This window comes from Hyalangium ruber (genome assembly GCF_034259325.1).
GTDB classification, from domain to species: Bacteria; Myxococcota; Myxococcia; order Myxococcales; family Myxococcaceae; genus Hyalangium_A; species Hyalangium_A rubrum.
The window spans coordinates 76,548-94,119 of the sequence record NZ_JAXIVS010000016.1; the positions used below are offsets into that span (position 1 = coordinate 76,548).

Below are 17,572 nucleotides of genomic sequence, written 5' to 3' on the forward strand. Positions count from 1 at the left end.
AGCAGGAACTGCTCCCCGCGCCGCTAGGCGAGGGTGATGGCGCCGTTCTGGACGCGCAGCTTCTGGCTGGAGGACTTCGCCTCCAGCTCCGAGGCGGCCCGGAGCGAGTAGTCCTTGCTCACCTCGGTGCTGGGGATGAGGTGGTAGGTGGCCAGCGCCTCCGTCCCGTTCACCTCCAGCATCACGAAGCCGTGGGCATCGGAGTTAGAGTAGACGAGACCCGGGTTACCCGCCTTGAGCGTCTCGTCCATCTGGGCGACGACGTAGCCGAAGAGCGGGCTGCCCTGCGCGTAGCCCGCCGCCAGCACGGCGTTGCCCGCCAGCTCCTTCACCGAGCCGGAGGAGATGGCCGGAGCCGTCAGCGCGGGGATGCCGCTCTCCACCGACGCGTACGAGGCGTGGATGTCGCCGGAGATGAACAGCGCGTTGCTCACGTTGGTCTGCCGCAGGAAGCCCAGCAGCTCCTGCTTCTTCGTCGGGAACCCGTCCCACTGGTCCGCGTTGAAGTAGAAGCGCTGGCGCAGCGTGGCGTCCGGGATGTCCGTCTTCCCGCGCAGGTCCCACACCAGCGCCGTCATCGACACGGAGCTGACGATGATCTTCCAGGTGTTGGCGCTCGCCACCTTGCCCTTGAACCAGGCCTCCTGCGCATCGCCCAGCGCGTTCTCGCTGGCCTTCGGCGCGGCGGGGTTGGCGTAGCGGTAGGCCGCGTACAGATCGTAGGTGTCCTTCACCACGATGTAGCGCGTGCCCCGGATGTCGAACAGGCCCAGCTTGCCCATGTGCAGGTAGGCCATGCCCCGGTCCTTGCCCCCCGGGGAAATGTTCAGCGCCGACTGGCCCGCGGCGGCCAGCACCTGGTTGACGTAGGCCAGGGCCATGTTGCCCTGGACCCAGGTGTTCGCCTTGGCGGTCGCCTCCTCCGGGGTCAGCCCAGCCTTGGTGGCCTGGTCCAGGTAGGCGGCCCGCAGCACGGCCTTGTGGTTCGCGTACGCCGAATCGTCGATGTTGACGTAGGCGAACAGGTCATTGGCGAACTGCGCCGAGATCTGCGCCTTCTGCTCCGGAGAGAAGGGCAGCGCCGCGATCGTCCCCGCCAGCGCCTCCTTGGTCATCACCACCCCGCCCGGGTAGGCGTCCTCGGCGATGAGGTGGTCGGGCCGGTAGGTGCGGTAGTCGGTGACGATGAGCCGCAGGTTCTTGCCGAACTCGAAGTCCCGGTAGATGTGCGTGTTGGGGTACGTCGGCTCGGCGTTCACGTCGATGGCGCCCTCGCCAGCTCCGTTGGGGTTCGCCTCGATGGGGACGTACTCGAAGAAGGCCCGCTCGGCGTTCTTGCGCCGCTCGTCGTTCTTCTCGTCCTTGCGCCCGTCCTGGTACGTGGCGACCGAGCCCCAGCAGTCGTCCGAGTACTCGTGGTCGTCCCACATGACGATGAACGGGTAGCGCTCGTGGACCTTCTGCATCACCGGGTCCATGCGCAGGTTCTTGTAGATGTCGCGGTAGTTGGAGAGCGAGGAGGCGGCCCGGTACGTGAAGATGCCGTTCTTCTGGAGGATGGCCTCGTCCGGCTTGGAGAAGCTGACCCCGCGCAGGGTGTTGGTGGACTGGAAGGCCGGGTCACCCGTCGTCTCGTAGATGTAGTCGCCGAGGAAGACGATGAACTCCACGTCATCGTCCTCGAGCTGCAGCAGCCGGCTCCAGGCGTTGTAGTAGCGGCCCACGTAGTCCTGGCAGCTGGCGAACACGAACTTCACCGGCACGTCATCCCCGGCCGCGGGCGCGGTGCGGGTGCGGCCCACTGGCGAGGTGAAGCGCTCGCCGTCGTGCTCGAAGACGAAGCGGTAGTAGTAGGTGGTCCGCGCCTGAAGGTTCGTCACCTTCACCTTGATGGCGTGGTCGTTGTCGGCCAGCGCCTTGAGCCCATCCTGCTTCAGCACCAGGGTGCCGAAGCTCTCCGAGGTGGACACCTCGAGCGACAGCGTCGAGTCCCCCGCGCCATGGTCGTGCTCGGAGTCCAGCGCACGCGTCCACAGCACCACGCTCTCAGCGCGAGGCTCTCCCGAGGCAACCGACTGCGGGAAGAACCTGCGACTGGCCTCTGCCTGTGTGACGGTCGTCTCTTCGTCGCTGCATCCGAAGGCAGTCGTCGCCGCGACGGCGACGATCGACTGCAGGATGGTGCGGCGGTGCAGTTTGTTGGACAAGCATCCCTCCGTTGGGCCGGGCCGGTGGGCCTCCGGCGGGCGCGGAGTCTATGGCGCTTCTTTGTCCTCCAGGCAAACAACCGCTTTGACGCACCGCGCCTGAAACGAAAGGGGCTGCCCACCTCTCGGCGGACAGCCCCTGGAGCTTCGACACCCGGTGAAGGAACTACTTCACGGCCTTCACGCGCGGGCGCTTCTCGCCCTCGGCGGGAGCCTCGGCCTCGGCGGGAGCCGCGGCGGCCGCCCCCGGCACCTTGTTCACGCCGTACTTCTCCAGCACGCGCACTTCGATCTCCTTGTAGGTGTCCGGGTGCTCGCGCAGGTAGTCCTTCGCGTTCTCCCGGCCCTGACCGATGCGCTCGCCCTTGAAGGCGAACCAGCTGCCGCTCTTCTCGACGATGCCCTCGTTGGAGGCCAGGTCGATGAGGTCTCCCTCTCGGGAGATGCCGGTGCCGTACATGATGTCGAACTCCACCTCCTTGAAGGGAGGCGCCACCTTGTTCTTCACCACCTTCACGCGGGTGCGGCTGCCCACCACGTTGTCGCCATTCTTGATGGCGCCCACGCGGCGAATGTCCAGACGCTGCGAGGCGTAGAACTTCAGCGCGTTACCACCCGTGGTCGTCTCGGGGTTGCCGAACATCACGCCGATCTTCATGCGGATCTGGTTGATGAAGATGACGCACGTCTGGCTCTTGGCGATGGTGCCCGTGAGCTTGCGCAGCGCCTGGCTCATCAGTCGCGCCTGCACGCCCATGTGCGCATCACCCATCTCGCCCTCGAGCTCGGCCTTCGGCACCAGCGCCGCCACCGAGTCCACCACCAGCACGTCGATGGCGCCGGAGCGCACCAGCATCTCGGCGATCTCCAGGCCCTGCTCACCGGTGTCCGGCTGGCTCAGCAGCAGGTCATCGGTGCGCACGCCCAGCTTGCGGGCGTAGCCCACGTCCAGGGCGTGCTCCGCGTCGATGTAACCGCAGATGCCTCCGCGCTTCTGCGCCTCGGCGACGATGTGAAGGCACAGCGTCGTCTTACCGGAGGACTCCGGCCCGAAGATCTCGACGATGCGCCCCTTGGGAACACCGCCCACGCCCAGCGCGATATCGAGCGAGATCGAGCCCGTCGAAATGGCCTGGATGTCTCGCATCAGCGGCTCTTCGTTGCCGAGCCGCATGATGGAGCCCTTGCCGAACTGGCGCTCGACAGCGGACATCGCCAACTCGATCGCCTTTTCCTTCTCCTGATTCACGGCCATCTCTCTACTCCTCCAGTCGTATGCGGTGGACCACCCCGGCCCACCTGAACCCGCGTTCAGAACGCGGTTCGTATTACTACGCGACGGGTTGCGTATAGTCCACCCCTCTGACACGGGGCTCGAGAAGAACAGTTCAGCTCTCGTGGTTAGCGAACAGGGCAGCGGCCCCCAGAGCGGCCAGGCCGGACACCAGGCCAGCGTAACCCGGCAGACTTCCTAGGAATACGGAGAGCAGGCCCGCCACCACCATCACCGCCAGCCCCATCTGGCGCATGGGGCTGCCCGGCTTGCCCCGGAGCACGGCCACCAGCGCCGCACACACCGCCCCTACCTCCAGCGTGAGCCCCGCACTGGGCATCGCGCCGTGACGTGCCAGGTCCAATACGAGCTGCAGCAGGCACCCTCCTGCCGCCACCGTCGCCGCCAAGGGCTTGATGCTGGAGCCCCGAGCTCGGCGGCCCGCCTTGAGCCGCACGCGCGCCAGGTCCTCGGGGCGGACCTCCAGCGCGTAGGGAAAGCCCATGGTCAGCAGGCCCTGAATGGCCGTCTCGTGGCAGGCGAAGCCGCCTCCATCCACGAGCCCCTCCAGCCTGTCGCTCTCGATGAGGTGGTGGAACCAGTCGGCCAGATGCCGTGAGCCCCCCTCGAGCACCATTTGCTCCAACAGCCGGTTGATGCGGTAGGCCAGCGCCTGCCGCTCCTCGCCGGTGGCGGCCTGGGCCTGCGCTATCAGCAGCAGCACCGGCAGCGGCGTGCCCGGCGGCGGCGTCTTCTCGCCGGGGAGCGCCTCGGAGCTCGGGAAGAGCGTCATCTCCCCTGGCTCCATGGCGATGTAGGGGAGCTCCTCTTCGGGCGGGTTCACCTCAACGGAGGGCGCCCACGCGGGCACCTCCGCTGGGAGCGCGTCGCGCACACCCTCGCCCGAGAGCTCGCTGGAACCCTCACCCATAGTGGGAGGACGTGTGCTGGAGGCGGTCGCCACGCTGAAAACTGTACCCAGGAGTGGTGCTGGGGTTCAAAGCGCACAGGCCCCGCAACTTTTCCAATCCAACAGGGTTGATGCCCGACGTGGACGCGGATTCGGACGCACAATTGATGCAGAGGGTGGCGGCAGGCGACCGCAAGGCGTTCGCCCTGCTCTTCGACCGCTACCACGCGAGCGTGGCGCGCTTCGCCCTGCGCTTCGTGGGGGACACGGCGCGGGCGGAGGAGCTGACGCAGGACATCTTCGTGAAGCTGTTCCGGAACGCGAAGGCCTACAAGCCCACGGCGCAGTTCAAGACGTTCCTGTTCCGGGTGGCGACCAACCACTGCCTCAATGAGGTGCGCCGGGGGGAATACCGGGTGACCCACACGAGCACGGCCCCCACGGAAGAGGACGCGCAGGGAGTGGACGTGGCGGGGCCCGAGGGAGAGCAGCCGGATGCGGCGGTGGCGGGGCGGGAGCTGGAGCGGGCCGTGGGCGAGGCGCTGAAGGGCATGAGCGAGCGGGAGCGAGCGGCCTTCACCATGTGCCGCTTCGAGGGCATGGCGTACCGGGACATCGCGGAGGCGCTGGAGGCGAGCGAGGCGGCGGTCAAGAGCCTCATCCACCGGGCGACGCTGGCGGTGGCGCGGAAGATCGAGGAATTGCAGGCGGGCACGGCGCCCGCGAGGAGCAGGGCATGAGCTGCACGTTCGAGGAAGACCTGACCGCCTATATCGACGGCGAGCTGCCCGCGGCGCGTCGGGAGGAGCTCCAGGTACACCTGGGCACGTGCGCGGAGTGCCAGCGCACGGAGGCGCTGCTGCGGACCACCGTGGCCCGCATGGCGGAGCTGCCCGAGCCGGTGCTCTCGACGAACACCCGGAGGGCGGTGCTGGCGAAGGTGGACGCGCTGCCACCTCCATTGAAGGAGCGGCTGCTGGCGCTCCTGCGTCCGCCGGTGCTGGTGCCCTCGCTGGGGCTGGCGGCGGCGCTGGCGCTGGTGGTCTACGCCAGCCGCGACACGCAGGGCGTGGACGTGCCGGACGCGGGGACGCTGGAGCTGGCGGCGAACATGGAGCTGATGGAGGACTACGACGTCGTGGGCCTGGACAGCTTCGAGGACCTGGAGGTCGTCGAGAACCTCCACGAGCTGGAGGTGCAGTGATGAAGCGCACGGGGGCAATCATCGCCGTGGTGGTGGCGCTGCTGGCGGGGACGCCGGGCCAGGCGCAGGAGACGGACAAGCAGCGGACAGCCGCCGAGCGCTTCGAGAAGCTGTCGCCCGAGCAGAAGGAGGCGCTGCGCGCGAAGCTGCGCGAGTTCAAGGCGATGCCCAAGGAGGAGCGGGAGCGCATCCGCGGCAACCTGGAGCGCTACAAGCGCCTGCCGCCCGAGGAGCGTGAGCGGCTCAAGGGCAACCTGCGCGAGTTCCAGCGACTGACTCCGGAGGAGCGGAAGCTGATGCGCGAGCGCTTCGGTGAGTTCCGCAAGCTGGATCCGGAGCGCCGGGCGGAGCTGCGCAAGCGGATGCGGGAGTACATGCGCGCGCACCCGGAGCGGCGCGAGCAGATGATGGAGAACATGCGCCGCTGGCGGCAGCTGTCGCCCGAGCAGCGCCAGCAGCTGCGTGAGCGCATGCGCGAGAGGCGGCGCCCGTGAGGCGCGTTCTGGCCCTCTGGCTGGCCACCAGCCTGTATGCGGGCGCGGCCCTGGCGGGAGAACAGAAGCCCCCTGCCCCCCCTCCTCCCACCCGTGCCCCCGAGCCCGCGCCGGCACAGGGGGCGGACAAGCCCGAGCTGTCCGCGGAGGACCAGGAGGTGGTGGAGAACCTGGAGCTGCTCGAGAGCCTGGACGAGGCGGAGGACTTCGAGCTGCTGCTGGAGTTGTCCCGGGAGGAGTGAGGCCGAAGCGGACAGATTGCGCCCCCGCGCGCTGACCGGCCACAATGGCGGCCCCGGATGCGACTCTCCCTCTCACGCAAGCTCGGCCTGACGACCCTGGGCACGGCAGTGCTGCTCGTCGCGCTCTCCTTCGGTTACCTCCTTCCGGAGGTGGAGTGGGCCTTGGAGTCCCAAGCCCGCATCCAAGGACAGAAGACGGCCGCAAGCCTGGCCTCGACCCTGGCCGAGCTGGCCTCCACCCGTCAGCAGGCCGCGCTCCAGCGGGCCCTCGACGAGGTGGTCACCTCCCTCCAGCCCGCCTACATCCTCATCGTCGATCCCTCCGGAGAGCTCATCGCCAGCGCCGGCGCCCTGGCTCCGCGGATGGCGGACTCCCAGAAGCTCCTGGGCAGGAGCCAGGAGGCCCGGGCCCTCCAGTTGGAGGGGCGAGACGTCTTCAACGTCCCAGCCTCCATCAGAGGCGGCTCGGGCGGCACGCTCCACATGGGCTTCAACCTCTCGGTGGCGCGCACGGGGTATCGGTCCATCTCGTTGAAGTTCGGCCTGGTCATCTCCTTGAGCGTGCTGGCCTTCAGCCTCACCAACGCGCTGCTGAGCCGGCGCATCGTCTCTCCCCTGGTGCGGCTGACGGAGGCGGCCCGGCGCATCGCCGAGCACGGCGACCTGCGGGAGCAGGTGCGGGTGGACTCGGGGGACGAGGTGGGCCAGCTCTCCAGCGCGTTCGCGTCGATGGTGGGGCGGCTCAAGGACGTGCTGCACCAATTGCAGTCCTCCTCGGCGCTGCTGGCCGACGCGGTGCGCACGCTCAACACGTCCGCCGAGGCCCAGAGCCAGGCGGCCAACCGGCACGTCAACGCCCTGCGGGAGACGCAGGGCGTGGCCAGGGAGATCCGAGAGACCTCCCTGCTGGCCTCGCAGACGGCGGAGTCGGTGCTCCAGGTGGCGGAGCGGGCGGACACGCTGGGACAGACGGGCGAGGCGGCCATCGCGCAGAGCATCGAGGGGCTGATGGAGCTGCGCGCGGAGGTGCAGCAGATCGCCACGCAGATCGCCTCGCTGAACACGCGCACCCAGCAGATCGGCGGGATTACCCAGACGGTGAAGGGGTTGGCGGACCAGTCGAACATGCTGGCGGTCAACGCGGCCATCGAGTCGGTGCGCAGCGGCGAGCATGGCAAGGGCTTCGGCGTGGTGGCGCGGGAGATTCGCGGCCTGGCGGACCAGTCCATCCGGGCGACGTCGCAGGTGCGCGAGCTGCTCACGGACATCAGCGACGCCATCGCGGCCACGGTGCGCATCATCGAGCAGGGCACGCAGCGCATGGAGAGCGGGCTCGCGCAGACGCGCAAGTCCGGGGACAACATGCGGGCGCTGTCGACCATCGTCCGGGACAGCTCGGCATCGGTGCGGCACATCGCGCAGACGGTGAACCAGCAGACCTACGGCATCGAGCAGATCTTCTCGGCCATGAGCGAGCTGAACACGCTGATGGACGCCAGCGTGGCGCACCTCACGGTGACGCAGGACAAGGTGGCGGCGCTCGAGCGGCTGTCGGCGCACGTGACACGGGTGCTGAAGGACTACCGGGTTTGAGCACCGCTACCAGGATGCCAACAACTTGTCCTGGGATGGCTTAGACTGAGCAGCGTGGAGCCCGGACAGAACAAGCCCGTGGAGGTGCCCTCGCGGCGGTATGGCCGCTACCTGGTGCGCTCGCGGCTGGGCGAGGGCGGGATGGCGGAGGTCTTCCGGGCGGACGCGCTGGATGCCCGGGGCGAGCAGTTCCCGGTGGCCCTCAAGCTGATGCGCAAGGACGTGCCGCCCGAGGCGTTCGCCGACGAGGCGGACCTGATGGGGCTGCTGGACCACCCGAACCTGGTGCGCCTGCTGGAGACGGGACAGGCCTTCGGGCGGCCCTTCATCGCCATGGAGTTCCTCGTGGGAGGAGACCTGCGGCGGCTGATGCAGGCCCACGGGACGTTGAAGCGGCGCTTCCCGGTGGGCATCGCCGTGTACGTCTGTATCGAGGTGCTCCGAGCGCTCTCCTACTTCCACCAGGTGCGCACGCGCAGCGGTCGACCGCTGGAGCTGGTGCATGGGGACGTGAACCCCACCAACATCTTCTTCTCGGGCGATGGAGAGGTGAAGCTCGGGGACTTCGGGGTGGCGAAGGCACGCGGGGCGGACATCGGCCCGCAGGACGGCATCACCGCGGGCAAGCTGCACTACCTCTCGCCCGAGCAGACGCGTGGCGAGCCGCCCCTGCCCGCCACCGACCTGTTCGCGATGGGCATCGTGCTGCACGAGCTGGTGGTGGGCACCCACCCCTTCCTCCGCCCGGAGGAGCCGGATGAGCAGGCGGCGATGGCGGCCCTGCGCGCGGCGCGGCTGAGCCTGCCGGACACGGTGGACAAGCCCCTGGCCCAGGTGCTGCGAAGGGCGCTCGCGCCGGACACGGCGACCCGCTACCGAACGTCGGGCGAGTTCGCCGGGGCGCTCTTCACCTGGGCCCTGGACTCGGGCCTGCTCCCCACGCGCCAGCACGTACAGGCCTGGCTGCTGAAGACGCTGAGCTACGCCGGGCTGTAGGCCTGGCGCCTCACCAGACCTCGCAGCGCTTGGCGGCCGGCCGCACCATGGGCGCGCCTTCCTTGCATCCGAACGTGCGCTGGAATTCGGGCATGTTCGACAGCGGGCCGATGACCCGGTACTTCCCGGTGGGGTGCGGGTCGGACTGCACCATCAGGCGCTGTGTCTCGGGACGGATGGCATCGCCGCGGAACTGCCCCCAGGCGATGAAGAACTGCTGCTCGGGCGTGAAGCCATCCACGGTGGGCACCGGCTGCTGCTTCATCGCCTTCTGCAGCGCCACGTACGCGATCTTCGCGCCGGCCAGGTCGCCAATGCTCTCCCCGAGCACCAGCTTGCCGTTGTGGTGGATGCCCGGCTCGATGAAGTAGCCCTCGAACTGGTCCACCACGCACTGGCCGCGCTCCTCGAAGCGCTTGAGGTCCTGCTCCGTCCACCAGTTCTTCAACCGCCCCTGGGCGTCGAACTTGGCGCCCTGGTCATCGAACCCGTGGCTGATCTCGTGCCCGATGACGACGCCGATGGCGCCGTAGTTGACGGCATCGGTGGCCTCCATGCTGAAGGCGGGCGGCTGGAGGATGCCGGCCGGGAAGACGATCTCGTTGAGCAGCGGGTTGTAGTAGGCGTTGGAGGTGGGCGGCGTCATCCCCCACCGGTCGCGATCGACGGGCTTGTTGAGCGTCGATCGGTCATCGACCACATCGAACGTGCGGCCCGCCACCACGTTCTGCCAGAACTGATCGCGCGAGACGGGAACCTGGCTGTAGTCCTTCCACTTGTCCGGGTAGCCGATCTTCGGGTTGAACGTGGAGAGCTTCTCGAGGGCCTGCTTCTTCGTCTCCGGCCCCATCCAGGCGAGCCCCTCGACCGAGTCCTTCATCCCCGCCAGCAGGTTGGTGACCATCCCCTGCATGCGCGCCTTGGCCGCGGGGGGGAAGTACTTCTCGGCGTACTTGCGCCCGAGCGCCTCGCCGAGCAGGTCATCGGTGGACTCCACGCAGCGCTTCCAGCGCGGCTTCATCTCCTTGGCGCCGCCCAGGTACTTGTCGTTGAAGTTGAAGCTCTCCTCGGCCAGCGCCTTGGACAGGAACGGCGCCGCAGAGCGCACCACGTGCCACTTGAGGTACGTCTTCCAGCTCGCCAGCGGCGTCTCCTTGATCTGCCGATCGAACTCCGCCAGGAACTTCGGCTCGAAGACGTTGAGATCCGCCTCGGCGATCTTCGCGTTGCGGAAGTACCCGGCCCAATCGAAGGCGGGCGCCATCTTCTTGAGCCCGGCGAAGGTCGTCTTGTGGTCGAGGTTCGCGGGGTTGCGCAGGCCGACGATGTCGAGCGAGTCCTCGGCGAACGCCGTCTCCATCTTGAAGACGACCTCTGCGGCCTGCTTGGCGGCCTTCTCGCTGGAGCCCGCGAGCTTGAACATCGTCGCGATGTGCGCGCGGTACTTCTCGCGCGCGTCGGCGAAGCGGGGCTCCGTCTTGAAGTAGTAGTCGCGATCCGGCAGCCCGATGCCGTTGGAGAAGATGTGGGCGATCACGTTCGTGGGCGTCGCGAAGTCGGACTCGGCGGCGATCCCGAACGGCACGGGGATGCGCTGGGCATGCAGCTCGCTGAGCATCCGCTGGAGGCCCGCGATGTCCTTGAGCGCGTCGATCTTCTTCAGGAGCGGCTGCAGCGGCTTGACGCCCTGGGCCTCGACGCGCGCCTCATCCATGCACGCGCCGTAGTAGTCGCTGATGAGCTGCTCGACGCTGGCCTTGGGCCAGTCCTTGCGCTGCGACACCTCGTCGAGGATGCCCCGGAGCTGCTCCTTGGCGAGCTCCCCGGACTGCCAGCGGCGGCTCCAGCGCACCATGGAGTCGGGGATGGGGTTGTTCGTCCGCCACGCCCCGTTGGCGTAGTCGAAGAAGTCGTTGCAGGGATCAGCCTTGCGGTTGATGTCCTCGATGAACACCCCGCGCTGCTTCACCGGCTGCGCGGTCGGAGTCGTCGCGGCGCTCGGTTGCGCGAGCGCCGTGGAGGAACACAGGGCAAGGGCGAGCCAGGCCGTGCCAATTCTCATGAGGGAAGTCCTTGGGAGACAGGTCCGCGGGACTTCTACCTGAGGAAGGCAGCCTCCGGAGGCTGAAAAGGCAAAGGGTCCGGAACCGCATGGAGCGATCCCGGACCCTTCTGTCTCACCGACAGTGCGGCGACTACTCCACCGTCACGCTCTTGGCGAGGTTGCGCGGCTGGTCCACGTCATTCCCGCGCATCTCGGCCACGTGGTAGGCCAAAAGCTGCAGCGGGATGGTGGCCACCACCGGCGCCAGCAGCGCGCAGGCCGGCGGGATGCGAATCACGTGGTCCGCCAGACCGGCCACGTGGCTGTCATCCTCGTCGATGACGGCGATGACCTTGCCGCCGCGCGCCCGCACCTCCTCGATGTTGCCGATGATCTTCTCGTACGCCACGTGCGGCTGCTTCGGGGCGATCACCACCACCGGCATCTTCTCGTCGATGAGGGCGATGGGGCCGTGCTTCATCTCGCCGCCCGCGTAGCCCTCCGCGTGGATGTAGGAGATCTCCTTGAGCTTCAGCGCGCCCTCGAGCGCCACCGGGTGCATGGGGCCGCGGCCGAGGAAGAGGAAGTCCTGCGAGTTCATGAACTCGCGCGCCACGCGCTTCACCGAGGCCTCGCACTTGAGCACGTCCTCGATCATCTTCGGGATCTCGGTCAGGTGCGTCAGGTGCTCCTGGGCGGCCTTCACCGTGAGGGTGCCGCGCATCCGGCCCAGCTTCACCGCCAGCATGTAGAGCGTGACGAGCTGGGTGGTGAACGCCTTGGTGGACGCCACGCCGATCTCCGGACCGGCGTTGGTGAGCACGGAGATCTCCGCCTCGCGCGTCATCGCGCTGCCCATCACGTTGCAGATGGCCAGGGACATGGCCCCGCGCGCCTTGGCCTCCTTGAACGCCGCCAGCGTGTCGGCCGTCTCACCCGACTGGCTGATGGCGATCGACAGGTGCGTCGGGTCGACGATGGGGTCGCGGTAGCGGAACTCACTGGCCAGCTCCACCTCGACGGGGAGGCGCGCCAGCGTCTCGATCATGTGCTTGCCGGCCATGCCCGAGTGCCACGAGGTGCCGCACGCCAGGATGGTAATCTTGGTGAGCGAGCGCACCTTCTCGGGCGACAGGTTCCAGCCCTCGAAGTGGATGTCGCCCTCGGACAGGAGCATGCGGCCGCGCAGCGTGTCCGCCACGGCGCGAGGCTGCTCCCAGATCTCCTTGTGCATGAAGTGCTTGTGGCCGCCCTTCTCCGCCATCATCGGCGTCCAGTCGATGCGGCGGGTGGGCCGGTTCACGATGTTGCCCTGGCGGTTGTAGATGTCGATGCGCTGCGCGGTGACGACCGCCAGGTCGCCCTCCTCCATGTAGACGAAGTCGCGCGTGTGCTCGAGCAGCGCCGGCACGTCGCTGGCCACGAAGTTCTGCCCCTGGCCCAGCCCCAGCACCATCGGCGAGGAGTCCTTGGTGCAGACGATGCGGTTCGGGTCGCTGGCGCTCACCACGGCCAGCGCGTAGGTGCCCTTCACCTGCTTGATGGCCAGGCGCACCGCGTCCACCAGATCCACGCCCCGCTCCAGCTCATCGGAGATCAGGTGGGCGAACACCTCGGTGTCCGTCTCCGAGGAGAACACGTGGCCCTTGGCCCGCAGCTCCTCCTTGAGCGCCAGGTGGTTCTCGATGATGCCGTTGTGGACCACCGCCACGCCCTTGTACGAGTGCGGGTGCGCGTTCTCGTCCGAGGGACGGCCGTGCGTGGCCCACCGCGTGTGGCCGATGCCGATGGTGCCCTGGGGCACCTCCTGCTGCACACGGTTCTCGAGGTTGCGCAGCTTGCCGGTGGCGCGCACCACGTTGAGCGTGTTGCGGTTCACCACCGCCACGCCCGCCGAGTCGTATCCCCGGTACTCCAACTTCTTCAGGCCGGACACCAGGATGGGAGCCGACTCCTTGTCACCGACATAACCAACGATCCCGCACATAGGTCAGACCTCTCTCTCACTCGCCCACGCCCGCCGAAGCACTCCGCGGGACTGCCCAAGTCACTGCTGAATTCCGTTTGACGAATTCTTACCGAGCAAGAGTCGCGCCATTCTAGGTGACGCGGGCGGTGCTCGGGAACCGCCCCTGATTTCAGGGGGTTAGCCCTGCCGCTGCTTCTTCCGGGCCACCCAACCCTCCTTGTTCACCTGTGGCACCCTGGACACGGCGAGGCTCCCAGGCGGTACATTTTTCGTCACGGTTGTCCCCGCGCCGACATACGCCCCGTCCCCGACGATCACTGGCGCGACCAGCTGGGTGTCCGAGCCGATGAACACGCCGTCGCCCAGCTCGGTGACGTGCTTGTTCACCCCGTCATAGTTACAGGTGATGGTGCCCGCCCCAACGTTGACCCCGGCGCCGATCTTCGCGTCGCCCAGGTACGACAGGTGGCTGGCCTTGGAGCCCTTGCCGATGCGGGCCTTCTTCGTCTCGACGAAGTTGCCCAGGTGTACCTCCTCGGCCAGCTCGGTGCCGGGGCGCAGCCGGGAGAACGGGCCGATGATGCACCGCTCGCCCACCTTCGCCTCCTCGAAGACCGAGTAGGGCTTGATGGCCGTGCCATCCGCCACGCTGGAGGCCGTGAGCACGCTGCCCTGGCCGATGGTGACGTTGCGCCCCACCACCGTGCCGGCCGCCAGCATCACCATGGGACCTACTTCCGTGTCCGAGCCGATGGTGACGTCGTCCTCGATGAAGGTGGTGGCGGGATCCATCAGGGTGACGCCCGCGCGCATGTGGTGCTCGTTGATGCGCTGCTGCATCACTCGGGCGCGCGCCGCCAGCTCCACGCGGTCATTCACCCCGGCCGTCTCCGTGGCGTCCGCGTCCACCGAACCCACCGGGCCCTGCCGAGCGGCCATCTCCACCAGATCCGTGAGGTAGAACTCGCCCTGGGCGTTCTGCGGTTTGATCTCCGCCAGCGCCCTCCAGAGGAAGGACGACTCCACCACGTAGATGCCGGCGTTGCACTCGCGCACCTTGCGCTGCTCCGGGGTGCAGTCCTTGTGCTCGACGATGCGCGTCACCTTGCCACCCTCACGGATGACGCGGCCGTAGCCCGTCGGATCCTCCAAGGTGGTGCCCACCAGCGAGAGCACGCCCTTGCTGGCCTCGTGCGCGGCGAGCAGCGCCTCGAGCGTCTCGCGGCGCAGCAGCGGCACATCGCCATAAAGGATGAGGACACGCCCCGAGAAGTCCTTCAGCGAGGCTTCCGCAGACCGGACCGCGTCAGCGGTGCCGCGCTGCTCCTTCTGGAGCGCGAAGCGCAAGGAGGCTTGAGGGAGCTGCGCCCGGATGGCCTTCTCCACCTCGGCGGCCTGGTGGCCCACCACAGGTACCAACGGAGAGGCGCCCAGTTCGAGCGCACGCTTCAAGGGATATGCACACAGGGGTCTGCCCAGGATGGGGTGAAGGACTTTCGCCTTCTCCGACTTCATCCGGGTGCCCTTGCCGGCACACAACACCACCGCCGCGAGGGGAGAGGACATGCGGCGGAGAAATAGGGACAGCCGTTCTGATCGTCAACCGCGCTTGGGCTTCTCGCGCTCCTTGTCCTTCTCCTGGCGGGCACTGACATCTACTGACAGTCCACAACCCTGGGCTTTGATCCCAAAGTGCGGGCGGAAGAACACCTTGACCTCCTGTTGAGGTGAAGGTGGTTGCTGCATGGGCTTGACGGCGGTGGTGCTCATAATCTCACCCCGGTTAGCGACTCATGGCGTTTTCCATCATGTGCGGATTCCTACACTCACACAAGTAGAAATCTACTGCCACGCTGAAATCCCGTGCTGGGTCCACGACTTTGGTCCACACCCAGCACTGGGCTCGGGGATACTGACGCACCGAATCCCCCCCGAACGGCGGCGGCAAGGAGCCTGAATCCCGGCCGCGGTTCAAGAGGTTCGAAGCAAAGTGCCGAATGTCCAGCATTGGGTGCCCAGGGAGTGTTGGCGAGCCAACACAACCAGTGAGGAGCAACGTCGTGTCCAGGCGGTCTGTCTCTAACGCGGCGCATTACGCCGTGCAAGTGGTGGTGTCGGTGGTGGTGCTGGTGGCGGCCTCGGCGCACGCGGGGCGGCCGTACCGGGGCGGCGCGGTGGCCTCGGCGCACCCGATGGCGAGCGCGGCGGCGCTGAAGATGTTGGAGCAGGGAGGCAACGCCACGGATGCGGCGGTGGCGGCGGCCTTCACACTGGCGGTGGTAGGGCCGTATCACTCAGGGTTGGGCGGCGGCGGGTTCGCGCTGGTGCATGAGGCGAAGACGGGAGAGACGCGGGTGCTGGACTTCCGCGAGGTGGCTCCGAAGGCGGCCACGCGGGACATGTACGTGAAGGACGGACAGGTGGTGCCGGGGCTGTCCACGGACGGGGCGCTGAGCGTGGCGGTGCCGGGCGCGGTGGCGGGCTACCTGGAGCTGCTGCAGAAGCACGGGAAGCTGAAGCCGGCCGTGGTGATGGCACCGGCCATCGAGGCGGCGCGCAAGGGCTTCTGGGTGACGCCGAAGTACCATCAGATGGCCACGGACCGGCTGGCGTGCCTGCGCAAGGATCCGGAGGCCTCGCGCCTGTTGCTGGTGAAGAACTCGGAGGGGGTGCCGGACGCACCGCCCATCGGCCATGTGCTCCGGCAGCCGGAGCTGGCGCGCACGCTCACGCAGCTGAGCCAGCGCGGCGCGAAGGCCTTCTACGCGGGCCCCATCGCCCAGGCGATGGTGGACACGGTGAAGGCCGGCGGAGGCATCCTCACGCTGGAGGACCTGAAGGACTACAAGACGCGCAGCCACCAGCCGCTGGAGGGCAGCTACCGCGGCCACCGCATCCTCACCATGCCACCGCCGAGCGCGGGAGGAATCACCGTGGTGCAGGTGCTGGCGGCGATGGAGAAGCTGCTTCCTCAGATGAGCTTCCGCGACCCGGAGGCGCTGCACCTGTACGCGGAGGTGCTGCGGCGGGTGTACGTGGACCGGGTGAAGTACCTGGGAGACCCGGCGTTCGTGAAGATTCCGCTCGAGCGGCTACTGTCGCCTGGCTACATCGCGGACCTGGCGGGCAGCATCGATCCGAAGAAGGCGACGCCGAGCGCGTCCCTGCTGCCGCTGAAGGAGAGCGTACCGTCCAGCACGCCGCCACGAGAGCCGAAGAACACCACGCACATCTCGGTCATCGACAAGGACGGCAACGCCGTGGCGCTGACGACGACGTTGAACTACGCGTTCGGCTCATGCGTGGTGGCCAAAGGCGTGGGGGTGCTGCTCAATGATGAGATGGATGACTTCTCGGTGCAGCCGGGGGTGCCCAACGTCTTCGGGCTGGTGACAGGCGATGGTAACGCCATCCAGCCGGGCAAGGTGCCGCTGTCGTCGATGTCTCCGACGCTGGTGTTCGCCAAGGAGGACCCGAAGCGGGTGATGCTGTCGGTGGGCAGCCCGGGAGGCCCGTCGATTTCGACCACGGTCATCCAGACGATCTCCAACATGGTGGACGGAGGGATGAACGTGGCGCAGGCGGTGGGCGAGGGCCGACTGCACCACCAGTACCTGCCGGACGAGCTGTGGGTGGACCAGTTCGGCGCGGAGCCGGCGACGCTGTCGGCGCTGGAGGCCAAGGGCCACAAGCTCCGGCGGCTGATCGTGTGGGGCGACGCGGAGGCGGTACACAGCGACCCGAAGACGAACCTGCGCTACTCGGCGAGTGATCCTCGCAACGAGGGCATGGCCCTGGGTCAGGACTGAGGACGCCGTGCCCGAGCTGCTCCCCCTCTTCGACGCGCACCTGCACCCCGAGTCCCTGAGCGATCAGGACCTCGAGTCGATGCGCTTCTTCGGGGTGGAGCGGGCGCTGGTGGTGGCCCACCACTTCGCGGAGCCGACGCCCAAGGCGCTGCGGCAGCACTTCGATGATCTGGTGGGCCGGCAGCTCCCAAGGCTGGAGCGGTTGGGCATCCGCGCGTACGCGGCGCTCGGGGTACACCCACGCTGCATCCCCCGACGCGGGTTGTCCGAGGTGCTCTCCAGCCTGCCGGATTACTTCCAGGGCGGGCGCGTGGTGGCGCTGGGCGAGACGGGGCTGCACTCGGGAGGCGAGGAGGAGGAGGAAGCCTTCCTGGAGCAGCTCGCGCTGGCGCGGCGGCTGAAGCTGCGGGTGGTGGTGCATACGCCCACGCGGGACAAGGAGCGCCACACCCGGCGCATCCTCGTGCTGCTGCGCACCTCGGGGGTGCTGCCCTCGCGGGTGCTGGTGGACCACGCCACGGGCCGGACGGTGAGCGCCATCCTTGGTTGTGGCCACTGGGCGGGGCTGACGCTGCACCCGGAGGCGCTGAAGGCCGAGCGCGCGGTGGCGCTGGTGCGCAAGCTTGGCAGCGAGCGGCTGTTGCTCAACTCGGACGCGGGCGATGGAGCCGGAGACATCCTCGGACTGGCGCGCCTGGCCCGCCTGCTGGTGAAGGCCAACCTCTCCGAGCGGGTGGTGCGGCGCGTCGCCTACGAGAACGCCGAGCGCTTCTTCCAGCTCAAGGACTGACTTCCCTCCCTGGGAATGCTCTCCTGGGCGGCGAGTTGAAG

15 protein-coding genes are annotated in these 17,572 nt (G+C 67.9%); 8 read left to right on the top strand and 7 right to left on the bottom strand.

Annotated features, from left to right (window positions below; all coding sequences use genetic code 11):
* Positions 1 to 23 precede the first annotated feature (23 nt).
* The 3 genes from SYV04_RS35710 to SYV04_RS35720 form a co-directional block, all read right to left on the bottom strand.
* Positions 24 to 2,207, bottom strand: a complete 2,184-nt coding sequence (locus SYV04_RS35710) for an alkaline phosphatase D family protein (protein WP_321550501.1) — start codon at positions 2,205 to 2,207, stop codon at positions 24 to 26.
* 166 nt (positions 2,208 to 2,373) lie between these two features.
* Positions 2,374 to 3,462, bottom strand: coding sequence for a recombinase RecA (gene recA, locus SYV04_RS35715; protein ID WP_321550502.1), 1,089 nt, complete (start codon positions 3,460 to 3,462; stop codon positions 2,374 to 2,376).
* Between the two features lie 133 nt (positions 3,463 to 3,595).
* Positions 3,596 to 4,375 carry a hypothetical protein gene (locus tag SYV04_RS35720; protein ID WP_321550503.1) on the bottom strand — a complete coding sequence of 260 codons (780 nt, stop codon included), beginning with the start codon at positions 4,373 to 4,375 and terminating at the stop codon, positions 3,596 to 3,598.
* Between the two features lie 146 nt (positions 4,376 to 4,521).
* Between SYV04_RS35720 and SYV04_RS35725 the strand changes: the two genes are divergently transcribed.
* From SYV04_RS35725 to SYV04_RS35750, 6 genes are read left to right on the top strand one after another with little or no spacing between them, the layout of a single operon-like run.
* Positions 4,522 to 5,130 carry an RNA polymerase sigma factor gene (locus SYV04_RS35725; protein WP_321550504.1) on the top strand — a complete coding sequence of 203 codons (609 nt, stop codon included), beginning with the start codon at positions 4,522 to 4,524 and terminating at the stop codon, positions 5,128 to 5,130.
* Positions 5,127 to 5,594: an anti-sigma factor family protein gene (locus tag SYV04_RS35730; RefSeq protein WP_321550505.1), complete on the top strand. Its 468-nt coding sequence runs from the start codon at positions 5,127 to 5,129 to the stop codon at positions 5,592 to 5,594. The genes SYV04_RS35725 and SYV04_RS35730 overlap by 4 nt, the downstream gene beginning before the upstream one ends.
* Positions 5,594 to 6,088, top strand: a complete 495-nt coding sequence (locus SYV04_RS35735) for a DUF3106 domain-containing protein (protein WP_321550506.1) — start codon at positions 5,594 to 5,596, stop codon at positions 6,086 to 6,088. The genes SYV04_RS35730 and SYV04_RS35735 overlap by 1 nt, the downstream gene beginning before the upstream one ends.
* On the top strand, positions 6,085 to 6,330 hold the full coding sequence (locus tag SYV04_RS35740) for a hypothetical protein (protein WP_321550507.1): 246 nt from the start codon (positions 6,085 to 6,087) through the stop codon (positions 6,328 to 6,330). Before SYV04_RS35735 ends, SYV04_RS35740 begins: the two co-directional genes overlap by 4 nt.
* Before the next feature lie 57 nt (positions 6,331 to 6,387).
* A complete protein-coding gene (locus tag SYV04_RS35745) occupies positions 6,388 to 7,923 on the top strand; it encodes a methyl-accepting chemotaxis protein (RefSeq protein WP_321550508.1) in 1,536 nt (511 codons plus the stop codon).
* A gap of 54 nt (positions 7,924 to 7,977) precedes the next feature.
* Positions 7,978 to 8,919 (top strand): serine/threonine-protein kinase, encoded by a 942-nt coding sequence (locus SYV04_RS35750; RefSeq protein ID WP_321550509.1) that lies wholly within the window; start codon positions 7,978 to 7,980, stop codon positions 8,917 to 8,919.
* Between the two features lie 10 nt (positions 8,920 to 8,929).
* Here the strand turns inward: SYV04_RS35750 and SYV04_RS35755 are convergent, their stop codons facing one another.
* The 4 genes from SYV04_RS35755 to SYV04_RS35770 form a co-directional block, all read right to left on the bottom strand.
* Positions 8,930 to 10,981, bottom strand: a complete 2,052-nt coding sequence (locus SYV04_RS35755) for a M13 family metallopeptidase (protein WP_321550510.1) — start codon at positions 10,979 to 10,981, stop codon at positions 8,930 to 8,932.
* Positions 10,982 to 11,114: 133 nt separating this feature from the next.
* On the bottom strand, positions 11,115 to 12,950 hold the full coding sequence (gene glmS / locus SYV04_RS35760) for a glutamine--fructose-6-phosphate transaminase (isomerizing) (protein ID WP_321550511.1): 1,836 nt from the start codon (positions 12,948 to 12,950) through the stop codon (positions 11,115 to 11,117).
* Positions 12,951 to 13,109: 159 nt separating this feature from the next.
* The gene (glmU, locus tag SYV04_RS35765; RefSeq protein ID WP_321550512.1) at positions 13,110 to 14,498 is read right to left on the bottom strand and encodes a bifunctional UDP-N-acetylglucosamine diphosphorylase/glucosamine-1-phosphate N-acetyltransferase GlmU; all 1,389 of its coding nucleotides are present in this window, start codon (positions 14,496 to 14,498) and stop codon (positions 13,110 to 13,112) included.
* A 33-nt stretch (positions 14,499 to 14,531) separates the two neighbouring features.
* Entirely contained in the window at positions 14,532 to 14,702 is a 171-nt protein-coding gene (locus SYV04_RS35770) for a hypothetical protein (protein ID WP_321550513.1), read from the bottom strand.
* A 290-nt stretch (positions 14,703 to 14,992) separates the two neighbouring features.
* Between SYV04_RS35770 and ggt the strand changes: the two genes are divergently transcribed.
* Both ggt and SYV04_RS35780 read left to right on the top strand, forming a co-directional pair.
* Positions 14,993 to 16,741: a gamma-glutamyltransferase gene (gene ggt, locus SYV04_RS35775; protein WP_422724005.1), complete on the top strand. Its 1,749-nt coding sequence runs from the start codon at positions 14,993 to 14,995 to the stop codon at positions 16,739 to 16,741.
* A gap of 7 nt (positions 16,742 to 16,748) precedes the next feature.
* On the top strand, positions 16,749 to 17,531 hold the full coding sequence (locus SYV04_RS35780; RefSeq protein WP_321550514.1) for a TatD family hydrolase: 783 nt from the start codon (positions 16,749 to 16,751) through the stop codon (positions 17,529 to 17,531).
* Positions 17,532 to 17,572: the final 41 nt, after the last annotated feature.

Excerpts from the sequence above, each read along its gene's own strand:
- SYV04_RS35725 (WP_321550504.1), top strand. The coding sequence starts at position 4,522 with ATGCCCGACGTGGACGCGGATTCGGACGCACAATTGATGCAGAGGGTG.
- SYV04_RS35730 (WP_321550505.1), top strand. The coding sequence starts at position 5,127 with ATGAGCTGCACGTTCGAGGAAGACCTGACCGCCTATATCGACGGCGAG.
- glmU (WP_321550512.1), bottom strand. The coding sequence starts at position 14,498 with ATGTCCTCTCCCCTCGCGGCGGTGGTGTTGTGTGCCGGCAAGGGCACC.
- glmS (WP_321550511.1), bottom strand. The coding sequence starts at position 12,950 with ATGTGCGGGATCGTTGGTTATGTCGGTGACAAGGAGTCGGCTCCCATC.
- SYV04_RS35755 (WP_321550510.1), bottom strand. The coding sequence starts at position 10,981 with ATGAGAATTGGCACGGCCTGGCTCGCCCTTGCCCTGTGTTCCTCCACG.
- SYV04_RS35770 (WP_321550513.1), bottom strand. The coding sequence starts at position 14,702 with ATGAGCACCACCGCCGTCAAGCCCATGCAGCAACCACCTTCACCTCAA.
- SYV04_RS35745 (WP_321550508.1), top strand. The coding sequence starts at position 6,388 with ATGCGACTCTCCCTCTCACGCAAGCTCGGCCTGACGACCCTGGGCACG.
- recA (WP_321550502.1), bottom strand. The coding sequence starts at position 3,462 with ATGGCCGTGAATCAGGAGAAGGAAAAGGCGATCGAGTTGGCGATGTCC.
- SYV04_RS35735 (WP_321550506.1), top strand. The coding sequence starts at position 5,594 with ATGAAGCGCACGGGGGCAATCATCGCCGTGGTGGTGGCGCTGCTGGCG.